The sequence below is a fragment of the Arsukibacterium sp. genome, assembly GCF_041616895.1.
In the GTDB taxonomy this organism is placed as follows: domain Bacteria; phylum Pseudomonadota; class Gammaproteobacteria; order Enterobacterales; family Alteromonadaceae; genus Alishewanella.
The window spans coordinates 1-11,627 of sequence record NZ_JBFJPY010000096.1; the positions used below are offsets into that span (position 1 = coordinate 1).

The 11,627-nt window shown below is 50.7% G+C and carries 10 protein-coding genes; 6 read left to right on the top strand and 4 right to left on the bottom strand.

Annotated features, from left to right (window positions below; genetic code table 11):
- From ABY802_RS13750 to pepB, 4 genes are all read right to left on the bottom strand, one after another.
- Nucleotides 1-314, bottom strand: a 314-nt coding sequence (locus tag ABY802_RS13750; RefSeq protein WP_372627699.1) for a transcriptional regulator, incomplete at its 3' end; no start/stop codon positions are given.
- Nucleotides 315-348: 34 nt separating this feature from the next.
- Entirely contained in the window at nt 349-2,604 is a 2,256-nt protein-coding gene (mrcB, locus tag ABY802_RS13755) for a penicillin-binding protein 1B (protein WP_372627700.1), read from the bottom strand.
- Entirely contained in the window at nt 2,588-5,116 is a 2,529-nt protein-coding gene (gene hrpB / locus ABY802_RS13760; RefSeq protein ID WP_372627701.1) for an ATP-dependent helicase HrpB, read from the bottom strand. The genes mrcB and hrpB overlap by 17 nt, the downstream gene beginning before the upstream one ends.
- Nucleotides 5,117-5,127: 11 nt before the next feature.
- The gene (gene pepB, locus ABY802_RS13765) at nt 5,128-6,453 is read right to left on the bottom strand and encodes an aminopeptidase PepB (RefSeq protein WP_372627702.1); all 1,326 of its coding nucleotides are present in this window, start codon (nt 6,451-6,453) and stop codon (nt 5,128-5,130) included.
- A gap of 312 nt (nt 6,454-6,765) precedes the next feature.
- On the opposite strand from pepB, the gene dksA reads away from it, so the two are divergent.
- The 6 genes from dksA to panC all read left to right on the top strand — a co-directional run.
- The gene (gene dksA, locus ABY802_RS13770) at nt 6,766-7,215 is read left to right on the top strand and encodes an RNA polymerase-binding protein DksA (protein WP_290614121.1); all 450 of its coding nucleotides are present in this window, start codon (nt 6,766-6,768) and stop codon (nt 7,213-7,215) included.
- 17 nt (nt 7,216-7,232) lie between these two features.
- Nucleotides 7,233-8,150: a tRNA glutamyl-Q(34) synthetase GluQRS gene (gene gluQRS / locus ABY802_RS13775; protein ID WP_372627703.1), complete on the top strand. Its 918-nt coding sequence runs from the start codon at nt 7,233-7,235 to the stop codon at nt 8,148-8,150.
- 122 nt (nt 8,151-8,272) lie between these two features.
- Entirely contained in the window at nt 8,273-9,733 is a 1,461-nt protein-coding gene (gene pcnB / locus ABY802_RS13780; protein ID WP_372627704.1) for a polynucleotide adenylyltransferase PcnB, read from the top strand.
- Nucleotides 9,726-10,253: a 2-amino-4-hydroxy-6-hydroxymethyldihydropteridine diphosphokinase gene (folK, locus tag ABY802_RS13785; RefSeq protein ID WP_372627705.1), complete on the top strand. Its 528-nt coding sequence runs from the start codon at nt 9,726-9,728 to the stop codon at nt 10,251-10,253. The genes pcnB and folK overlap by 8 nt, the downstream gene beginning before the upstream one ends.
- Before the next feature lie 79 nt (nt 10,254-10,332).
- The gene (gene panB / locus ABY802_RS13790; protein WP_372627706.1) at nt 10,333-11,127 is read left to right on the top strand and encodes a 3-methyl-2-oxobutanoate hydroxymethyltransferase; all 795 of its coding nucleotides are present in this window, start codon (nt 10,333-10,335) and stop codon (nt 11,125-11,127) included.
- A partial coding sequence (gene panC, locus ABY802_RS13795) for a pantoate--beta-alanine ligase (RefSeq protein ID WP_372627707.1) occupies nt 11,128-11,627 on the top strand: 500 nt, incomplete at its 3' end.

Consider the following 11,627-nt stretch of genomic DNA (forward strand, 5'->3'; position numbering starts at 1 on the left):
CCCCGCTTAGGAATGGTCTCAATATAGGTTGGTTGGCGGCTGTCATCGTCCAGCGCAATTCTGATCGCCCGGATCACCCGCATTACCCGGCCGTCAGAAACATCCCGGATCCCCCAAACATCCGCCAGTAACTGGTCTTTGGTGACCAGATTTCCAGCATGAACGATAAAGTAGTTAACAACCTTCTGACCAAGATTATCTAAATCAGCGGTGGCAATAATTTTGCCATGCGCATCCAGCTGCACCAGCTTGTCTTCTTTTGCCAGATAATGCCATTCACCCACCTGGAGCGTTCGTTCGGGTTTAATTTCCATAGTTGTGAGTTTGCCGTACCCTTTATGTTAATCGTTAATTAGAATCATCACAGGTTAATTGCTGCTGCATTTCAACTGATATCGCTGGTAATAACAATATGTTAGCGCAAGTTTCTGCGACGGGTGTGCCGCTACTTGCTGAAAACGCCTGCACCTGAACCTGATCGGGCAGATACTGAATTATTGACTGGGCTCCCTGAGCTTTAAAATAATCAATAAACAAGGGTAAGGCCCCGCTGCTACCCGTCAGCCCTATCGGCTTGTTGTCATCACGTCCCAACCATATTGTCACCAGTGTTTGCTGATCAAAACCACTGAACCAACTGTCCCGGTAATCACTGGAGGTGCCAGTTTTTCCAGCAAACATGGTAGTGGGCAACGCATATTGCAACGCTTTGGCTGTACCAGTTTGCGTTGCCGAAATTAATGCATGCTGCAGCAAATAAATACTGGTCGCCGGGTAGCGGCTGTAACGCTGACCTGAACGGTGATAAAGGCGATGACCATCCTGATCCGTTACCGCCTGCACGGTCGCTAACGTCTGATACACCCCATCGTTGGCAATGGTCTGATAAAGCTGACTGACTTCCATCGGGCTCAGTTCCACGGCACCAAGCAATGCAGCAGGATGCAAATTGACCCGCCGATTCAGCCCCAGCTTGCGTAAACCGTCACTGATCGCCGGCATCCCCAGTTGTAAACCTAAACGCACCGTGGGCACATTAAGGGAGTCGGTTAATGCCGTAACTAAATTTACCGGGCCACGGAAGGTTTTATCAAAATTCTGAGGCTGCCAGTCCTGATTATTTGAACGTAAACTAAGGGGTTGATCCTGCAGGATTGACGCCAGCGAAAAACGGCCAGGCTGATTAAGCGCTTCCAGATAAATAACCGGTTTGATTATACTGCCAATTTGCCGTCTGGCATCTAATGCCCGGTTAAAGCCGGCAAATCCGCTCTCCCTGCCTCCTACCAAAGCCTGTATTTCGGCGTGCTGATAGTTTACTACCATCATGGCGGCCTGCAACTGTTCATCCTTATTTTGCAATTGCTCTGTCACGGTCTGTTCGGCTTGCTGCTGCGCTTTGGGATCTAAAAAGGTAAATACCTTGATGCCACTACTTAATAACTGCTGGTCAAAATTAATCTGGCGTAATTCTTTTTTAACCGCATCCAGATAGGCAGGAAAACGCGCATTCAGATACTGGCCACGAGCAACCAGTTGCAGCGGCTGAGCAAGCGCCTGTTGATACTGCTCACCAGTAAGCAAATGATGTTCGAACATAAGCCTGAGCACTAAATCCCGGCGGTTAACAGCTCGCTCCGGGTAGCGCCTTGGATCATAATAGGACGGGCCTTTTAGCATGCCAATCATTAACGCCATTTCATCCGGTCGCAGCTCGGTTATCGGTTTGGCGAAATAAAACCGGCTGGCCAAACCAAACCCATGCACCGCAGTTGCATGATTCTGGCCCAGAAATATTTCGTTCAGATAAGCTTCCAGCAAATGATCCTTACTAAAACGGTAGTCCAGGATCAGCGCTATCATCGCTTCGTTAATTTTACGCAGCAAGGTACGGTCACTGGTCAGATACATATTTTTTGCCAGTTGCTGGGTGAGTGTAGACCCCCCCTGCACCGTGCGCCCGGCACTGATATTGGCCCATAATGCCCGCAATACGGAAAGCGGTGACACCCCACGATGGTGATAAAAATCCCGATCTTCAACCAGTAACAAGCCTTCTTTCAGCAAGCCTGGCACTTGCTCTAACCTGACCAGTTCGCGGTCTTCCTGATGCGGCGACAACATATGCTCTATTAACTGCGGTTCCAGCCGGGCGAAGTTAACTTCCTGCTGCTGGCGGTAACGAATGCGGTTAATACCACTGCTGTTAAATTCCACACTGAAAAGGGCCTCAGGTTCCATGCCATCGATATAGGTAAAAGCGCGCCGGTATATCGTGACATGATTGCGCGATACGCTGTATTGACCAGCAGCCGTCATCGCCGGATTACGTTGGTACTGCAACTGTTCCAGCTCGGCTTGCAGCTGCACTGAGGTTAATGCTTTGCCAGGATACAGCTCCAGACTGCGGGCATAGATTTGCGCCGGCACCTGCCATTTCTGACCGGCAAAGGCACGGGTGACTTTACTATCCAGATAAATCAGATAGGTAAGCAATACGCACAAGGTGACCAAAGCCAGCTTACCAAGCGTAATTAATGATTTATGCCACCATGGCCGAATTTTCACTTTCGACGTTCCAGCGCCTTTACTTCGGGTTGACATCGCGTAACATCGCCTTTTTCGTTTTTGTTGTTGGCTGAGCTTCGGCCGGGTTATCGGGCCAGTAGTGTTTGGGGTAACGACCTTTCATTTCTTTTTTAACATCCTGCCAGCTATTTTGCCAGAAGCTGGTTAAATCGCGGGTGACTTGCAGCGGTTGTCGCCCCGGCGCCAGCAAGGCAATAGTCAGCGCAATAGTGCCATTTAACACCATAGGGGTGGTGAGTTGACCATACATTTCCTGAACTCTGACTGAAAGTTGTGGCCCACCGGGGTGCAGATAATCAATGCTTAACCGGCTGCCGGTAGGGGTTTGCCAGTACCCCGGCAATAACTGATTTAACACTTGTTGTTGCGAAAAGCTTAGCTGCGCCAACAATATGGGTTCCAGCTCTAATTGCGTGAGCTGACTTTTTTTACTGATATTACCAAGATAGGGTGCCAACCACTGGTTCAGGTTTGCCAGCAAACCTGCCTGACTAAAATCAGGCCAATGCTTCACATCTGGCTGGGTTGCGCTTTTTTGCGTTGCGCTACCGGGTGCCGCACTGTAATACTGGCGAAGTAATTGCACCCGTGCACACAGACTGTTCGCTGCCTCAGACCAGGTCAATTCTGCCAGTCCGCGCCGGCTCAGGTAATCAAGCCAGGCCTGTTGTCGCTCAGCCGCAGTAACTACTCCTTGTACCGGTTGACGTTGTAATACCAGCTGGCCAAAACAACGCTGACGTTCGCTACTGAAACTGGCAGTTTTATCCTGCCAGCCCGTTCTCAGCTGCCACGGCAACTGCCAATCGGCTAATATGTCGTCCAGCTCAATGGCAACGGCTTGCCGAATGCGATTTTGTTGCTGCCATTGCTGAATATCCAAAACCACCAGATAGTCTTTATCTTGTTGCGGATGATCCGGCGCCAGGCTTGCGCCTACACCATTTGCCAGTAAATAGCCCTGGCCCCGGCGCTGCGCCAGTTGGTCAGGAAACGCTCTGAGCAACAACTTAGCAAGCCATTGCATCGGTAAATTATTACTGCCATTGACGCTCGCGCCTAAGCGCCGGGCGAATTGCCTCGCCTGCTGATGCTGTGGTAAATGCTTGTTACGTGCCACGCTTTGCAGTTGCTGCTCCAGATTAGCCTGCAAGTTACGGCTATCTTCTAACAGTGCTGCCAGTAAAGCAGATAACCAGCTCAGGCCTGGTGCCTCTGACTCGTGTTCACGAGCATACAGCATCATATTAGCCAGGCGTACCGAGCTGCCGGTTTGATACAAGCGCCGACCAAAAGACGTGATTACGCCGTGCTCATCCAGTGCAGCAAACTGCTGCAAAAGTTGGCTCGCGGCAGCCAGGTGTGCCTCTGGTGGTGAGGTTAACCAGTTTATATCAGCAGGCTGAGCGCCCCATACGGCAAGCTCCAGTCGCAACTGTGTCAGCTCTGCCAGCTCAATCTCCGCTGGCTCAAACGCGGCTCTTCGTTGCCATAGTTCAGCGGTGTCTATTCTATAGCAACGTCCCGGTGCTTGCCGCCCAGCCCTGCCTGCACGCTGTACAGCCGCAGCCTGACTAATCGCCACGGTCTCAAGCTTACTGATACCGTGACGGGGATTAAAGCTGGCACGCCGGCACAAGCCGGTGTCCACCACCAGATTAACCCCCTCAATGGTTAAACTGGTTTCAGCCAGATTCGTTGCCAGCACAATTTTATAGCGCCCGGCAGCAGGTGCCGCTATCGCAGCCTGCTGTTCAGCCAGAGATAAGGCGCCAAGCAGTGAAAACACCTGCACATTATCTGGCAACGCCTGGCCAGCCAGATATTCTTTTGCTCTGTTAATCTCGGCCTGCCCTGGCAAAAAGACCAGAATATTACCGGGCTGCTGCTGGAAAGCCGTGATAGCCTGTCGGGCCGCCTGAATGGCGATAGGCTCGGTACCTGGTTTAATGTACTGAATATCGACCGGATAACTGCGGCCGCTGCTGCTGATAACCGGTGCCTGCAGATAACGCTCCAGCGCCGCAACGTCCAGCGTAGCCGACATGACCAGAATTTTCAGATCGTCCCGCAGTTGTTGCACTTCTGAACTTAGCGCCAGTGCCAAGTCAGCATGCAACGAACGTTCATGAAATTCATCAAAAATAAGCAGGTTTATTCCAGCCAGTTCGGGGTCTTGTTGTAATTTACGGGTAAGAATACCTTCGGTGACAATAAGTAGCCGGGTGGCCGCAGACTGACAGCTGTCATGCCGGATCTGATAACCGACAGTGTGGCCTACCGGTTCATTTAGCTGCTGCGCCAGATAAGCCGCAATAGTTTTAGCGGCAAGTCTGCGTGGTTCCAGCATAATGATTTGGCTGGTTGCAAAAGCACTATGTTGTAGCAACTGTAACGGCAGCCAGGTCGATTTACCGGCGCCGGGTGGCGCCGACAAAATCACCCGGTTGTGAGCAGTCAGTAACTGGCAGAGCTCCGGTAACACTGCTGCTACCGGTAATCCCGGGCTAACCTGGTTGCTGATCACTGTGCTATTACTTACCTTTTTGTTTCAGCAAGTAAGGTGGTAGCGATACTACGAATACCATGACCAGTCGCGCCTGCCGCCCAGTAACTGTTGGCTGAATTATTAAATGCCGCGGCTAAGTCATAGTGTAACCAGCCTTTACCATCCTCTGCCACAAAGCGGCTTAAAAAACCAGCTGCATTGCTGGCGCCACCGGCGCCTCCGCCTTTCACCGGCCGACTGTTGGCCGTATCGGCATAAGGTGACGGGCATTGTTGCTGATGCCATTTCTCCAGCGGCAGCTGCCAGGTTGATTCCTGTTCATCCTCTGCATATTGCAGCGCTCTTGCTGCTAACGGTTTGTCCAGCGCAAATAACGCATTATATTCACCCCCTACGGCTACCATAGCCGCACCGGTCAGGGTGGCCGCATCGATAATCAGTGATGCCTTGCTTTCTGTTGCACACATCAGACCGTCGGCCAATACCAGCCGGCCCTCAGCGTCAGTATTAACAATTTCAACTGTGGTGCCGTTTTTATAAGTAATAATGTCGCCCAGCTTATAAGCGTGGCCACTGATCAGGTTCTCGGCACAGCATAAAATGAGTTTTACCCGTTGGCTAAGGCCCTGCATAATTGCCAATGCCAGAGCAGCAGTGACCGTAGCGGCACCGCCCATATCACATTTCATGGTCGCCATACCTTCGGTTGGCTTAATAGAATAACCGCCACTGTCAAAGGTAATGCCTTTACCCACCAGCGCAGCAGCCACTGCAGTTTCCGGCTTTGCCGACGGATTAAAATCAAGTATCAGTAATGCCGGTGGCCGGGTACTGCCGCGGCCAACCTGATAAATACCGTGCCAACCGGCTTCGGCCAAATCTGCACCGGTAATCAACTCGCTGCTAACACTACCCTCTGGTGCAACAGCGCGAATAAACGCTTCAGCCTGCTCGGCTAATGCTACCGGTGATAGCATTTCAGGTGTATCATTGATCATTTTTTTAGCAAAGCTAAAACACGTCGCCAGTTGCTCCAGCTGTTTAGCTTCACCCTGCTCATTATTAAAAACAACACCATCATGTTTTTTGGCAGTACAAAAACCCTGATAAAATGCCCATTGCAAATCTTTGCTCCAGCCTTTGCCGGATAACTGCAACTGGCTAATGCCAAGATTACTCAGGCTGCGAGCTGCTTTTTGCATATTACGCAAGGGGTCAGATCCTACTAAATGAATTTGGTATCCCTCTGCTGACGGACTTAACAGCGCATTGTTGCCCCATTTTTGTGCTGCTTTATCTGTAGCAATACTAACGTGTAACAAATCAGATGTTGAATTAGACTTTAAATCAGACATAGTAATCCCCATTTCATCGAACTTATCAGCGACAATGGCTAAGTTTCATCAGCCGAAGTGTAACATAGCGCAACGACTGACCACGAGCAGATCGCGTTAATAGGGCGTCACAGTGCATTATTTTCGCGGCGATCAGAGGTTATACTTCACAGCATTTTAGCCATGACGGCAGCGAAAGTTAAAACAGGTGACGGTGCCAGCCACAATCTGTATACTTCGCCGGCTTTTTTATTAGTGATTGCGGTGATGGCAATATTCTGCTATCTATAGCCGCCACTTTTTTTGCTTGGCAGTATTGTACAGGAGATGATCATGCCAGAAGGCAAGAATGTTAAGACATTAGGGTTACTGGCACTGGCCGGTGTTGCACCTTACCAGGAAGCGGTCGGGGAAGAATACATGAACCCGAAACAGCTCGAGCATTTTCGCAAAATTCTTGACGCCTGGCGCCAACAACTTCGCGAAGAGGTTGACCGCACCAAAACGCATATGGCGGATGAAGCGGCCAATTTTCCTGATCCGGTTGACCGGGCAGCACAGGAAGAAGAGTTCAGCCTGGAATTACGCGCCCGCGACCGCGAGCGTAAGCTATTGAAAAAGATTGAAAAAACTTTACAAAAAATTGAAAATGACGACTTTGGATTCTGTGATACCTGTGGGATTGAAATAGGAATTAAACGTTTGGAAGCCCGACCAACTGCAGATCAATGTATCGACTGTAAAACGCTGGCTGAAATTAAAGAAAAGCAGTTAGGCGGCTAATTGCAGCCATTGTCGCGGTGTTAACAAACTTAAGCACGCCAGCAGCAAAAGCTGTTGGCAGGTTTGCCCCCTCTCCATCTGGCCCCCTTCATTTTGGCTCCTTGCTGGCGGCAGTAGGTAGCTATCTGTTTACCAAACGCCAGGCCGGTAAGTGGCTGTTGCGAATTGAAGATATTGATACCCCCAGAGTTCGACCCGGTGCGGATAGCGCTATTAAAAGTGCACTGGAACAGCATGGTTTGCTGTGGGACGATGAGGTCATTTATCAAAGCAACAGAACCGAGCGCTACCGTGAAATATTCAGCCAGTTGCAACAACAAAACCTGATTTACGGTTGTCAGTGTACCCGAAAACAAATTAATGCCTCTGGCGGCGTGTATCGGGGGGTGTGCGCCAATCTCGGCCTGGATCAAATAAAAAACCCAGAGCCATTAAGCTGGCGATTGCGCAGTAAGCAGGTTACCAACCAGTTTGACGATAGGTTACTGGGGTTGCAACGTATTGCCCCCGAGTTGGCACAGGAAGACTACATAGTACTGCGCCGCGATGGTTTATTTTCCTACCAGCTGGCAGTCGTGGTGGATGATTGGGATCAGGGCATTACTGAAGTGATCCGCGGTGCCGACTTACTCAGTATGACACCACGCCAACAACATTTATTCAGCTTACTTGGGGCACAGGCGCCGGTGTACGGTCATCTGCCATTGGCCGTCACTGCACCTGGCCATAAGCTCAGTAAGCAAAACCATGCAACAGCGCTCAGCAACTGGCCGGCTAGCTATACGATGGCCAGGGCGTTAGCTTTCCTGGGGCTGCATTTACCTGCAGAATTGCAGCGCACCGCCGCCCCGGAGCAACTGGCCTTTGCTCTTAAGCACTGGCAACCGGCGGATATACCAGCAACGCTGGAAGTTTTAGCGCCCGATTTTGGCTGATTTTCGCCAGATTAATTCTTTTTTGCCGCGTGCTGCGGTATTATTAGCCGTTTTTTTAAGTCAGAAGCCAATGTCGCCGTTCAGGCTGGTAAGTGCTCAGGAGAGATATCATAATTTCGCGTGTGTTAGATTTTTGCCGCAGAACCCTTAGCGGCAAGCCTCAGGGCGATAAAAAGCAACAACCTGCTGCGACTAAACCTGCTGCTACCGCTTCCGTTCCCAAGGCGGAAGCCAGCTCCATATTACCGCCATTGCAGGTTATTACCCGCGACCAGCATAGTGTTTCGCGGCGCGATATCAGCCCCAGCGCATTAAAAGTGCTGTATCGGTTAAAAGATGCCGGTTTCGAGGCGTATTTAGTGGGTGGCTGTATTCGCGATTTGCTGCTGGGGTTAAAACCAAAAGATTTTGATGTTGTTACCAACGCTCATCCCGAACAAGTTAAACAGGTGTTTCGTAACTGCCGGTTAATTGGCCGTCGCTTTCGGCTGGCTCATGTGGTGTTTGGTCGGGAAATTATTGAAGTGGCTACGTTTCGGGGCCATCACAGTGGTTCTGAGGACGAAGAAAGCACCGCACCTAAATTGAAAACCGCTAGTTTAAGCGATCATGGGCAAATTTTACGTGACAATGTTTACGGCAGTATTGAAGAAGACGCTGAGCGGCGTGATTTTACCATTAATGCGCTGTACTACTCGGTAAAAGACTTTGCTATTTACGACTTTGCGAACGGGATGCGGGATATCGCTGCGCGGCGCATAGAGCTTATTGGCGACCCGGAAGTACGTTACCGGGAAGATCCGGTGCGGATGCTACGGGCAGTGCGTTTTGCGACCAAACTGAATATGGATATTGCGCCCGATGCATTGACGCCAATAAGTCAGCTGGCAGTGTTGTTAAAAAATATTCCGGCACCACGCTTGTTTGACGAGCTGGTAAAAATGCTGATGGCCGGCAAAGCCTTCGATAACTTTATGTTGCTGCGTGACACCCGAATTTTAAAACAGCTGATGCCGCAACTCGATAAGATATTAAAGCAGGAGCCAGAGGGCAAAGCCTTCAATCTGGTTACTCACGCTTTGCAAGACACAGACCAGCGCGTCGCTGTTGATAAACCTGTCACCCCGGCCTTTATTTTTGCCGCCATGCTGTGGTACCCGGTAGAACTGCGCAGTCAGACTCTGCTGATAGAAAGTGGCTTAAACGATATTGATGCGCTGAATATCGCCATGACTGAAGTGCTGGATGATATTCAGCGTACTATCGCTATTCCAAAACGGTTTACCTTAACCATGCGCGATATCTGGTCATTACAGTCCAGGTTAACCAAGCGCGGTGGCCGGCGAGCATTCAAGATGCTGGAGCAAACCAAGTTCCGTGGCGCCTTTGATTTTCTGCAGTTACGGGCACAAGCTGAAGGTGGCAGTCTGACGGAACTGGCCAGCTGGTGGCAGCAATTTCAATTTGCTGACGAGGCTGAAAAGCTTGAGTTGATAAATAGTTTGGGGCGGGAAGGTCAGGACCGGCCAAAACGGCGTCGTAACAACTATAAACGAAAGCGCAGCAGTACGCCTGATGCCTGAGGCCGTTGCGACGTCAGTGCTGGAGCACGACGCTTATCTGGGGTTAGGCGCTAACTTAGCTAACCCTGTAATTCAGTTACAGAATGCAATAGCAGCACTACGTTTGCTTGAGCAAAGCACGCTGCTGGCCGTGTCCAGTTTATACGGCTCTAAGCCTATGGGGCCGCAAGACCAGCCAGATTACGTTAATGCGGTGGCAAAAGTCACTACAACGCTGTCGCCCCTCGCCTTATTGGACGCCCTGCAACAGATTGAACAGCGACAAGGGCGACAGCGAAAAGCGGAGCGCTGGGGCCCTCGCTCGCTTGATCTGGATATTTTGCTGTATGGCAACCACACTATTAATAATGCGCGCTTAACGGTGCCCCATTACGGCTTAACCAAGCGAGAGTTTGTGCTGTACCCGCTGGCTGAAATTGCCCCCAAGCTTATACTGCCTTGCGGAACACCGCTGCAAACCCTGCTAAGCCAGGTGCCATTAAATGGTCTGGAGAAACTTAGCGCCACTGTTTACGAATAACGTGGTCGCGGCTAACTTGCAGCTGCGTTAACTTTGTGCGATCTTGCGCACCCGGAATAAATGGTCGGACGAGAACTATATGGCTAAGATCACCACTGCAGTGTTACTGAAAATGAAGCAGCAGGCAGATAAAATCAGCATGCTGACCGCCTACGATGCCAGCTTTGCCAAGTTATTTGCTGAGCAAGGCGTCGATGTTCTATTAATTGGCGACTCGCTGGGCATGGTGTTACAAGGCCATAGCGACACGCTGCCGGTAACGGTGGCCGATATTGCCTACCACACGAAAAGTGTAAGGGCTGGCGCGCCAGACGCCTTCGTAATTGCCGATTTACCTTTTATGAGTTACGCCACGCCAGAACAAGCCATGCAGAGTGTTACCCCACTTATGCAGGCCGGCGCCAATATGGTGAAATTAGAAGGTGGCGACTTTTTATTGCCAACCATTAAAGCGTTGACCGAACGGGGCGTACCGGTATGTGGCCATCTGGGCCTTACGCCGCAGTCGGTAAATATTTTGGGCGGCTATAAAGTACAGGGGAAAACCAGCGATGCGGCCGATGCCATGCTGCAACAAGCACTGGCGCTTGAAGCCGCAGGAGCGCAGTTATTGGTGCTCGAATGTATTCCTACCCCTCTGGCCAAACGGATTACTGAAGCCCTGAAGATACCGGTTATAGGCATTGGTGCCGGCAATGTCACAGATGGCCAGGTGCTGGTGATGCACGACTTACTGGGCATTAGCAGCGGCTATATTCCAAAGTTTTCCAAAAATTATCTGGCGCAAACCGGCGAGATCCGCAGTGCCATTGCCGCCTATGTCAGCGAAGTAAAAAGCCAGGTATTCCCCGGCACAGAACATAGTTTCAACTGAATGAAGATACTTGCCAACATTGATGAGCTTAGAGCGCAAATAGCCAGCTGGCGGCGCGCGGGTAACAAAATCGCTTTTGTGCCAACCATGGGTAACCTCCACCAGGGCCATTTGCAGCTGGTTGATGTAGCCAGACGCCACGCCGATAAAGTGATCGTCAGCATTTTTGTTAACCCGATGCAATTTGGCCAGAATGAAGATTTGGCCAATTACCCCCGCACCCTTGATGCCGACATTGCTGGCTTAATACAGCACTGTGCTGACGCGGTTTTTACCCCTACCCCCCAGCTTATGTACCCTCGTGGTCTGGATGCCCAAACCTTTGTTGAAGTGCCGTTATTAGGTGATTTGCATTGCGGCGCCAACCGCCCCGGCCATTTTCGCGGCGTGTCGACCATCGTCTGTAAGCTGTTTAATTTGGTGCAGCCTGATGTTGCCTGCTTTGGTAAAAAAGACTTCCAGCAACTGGCAATTATCCGCCAGATGGTGCTTGATTTGTC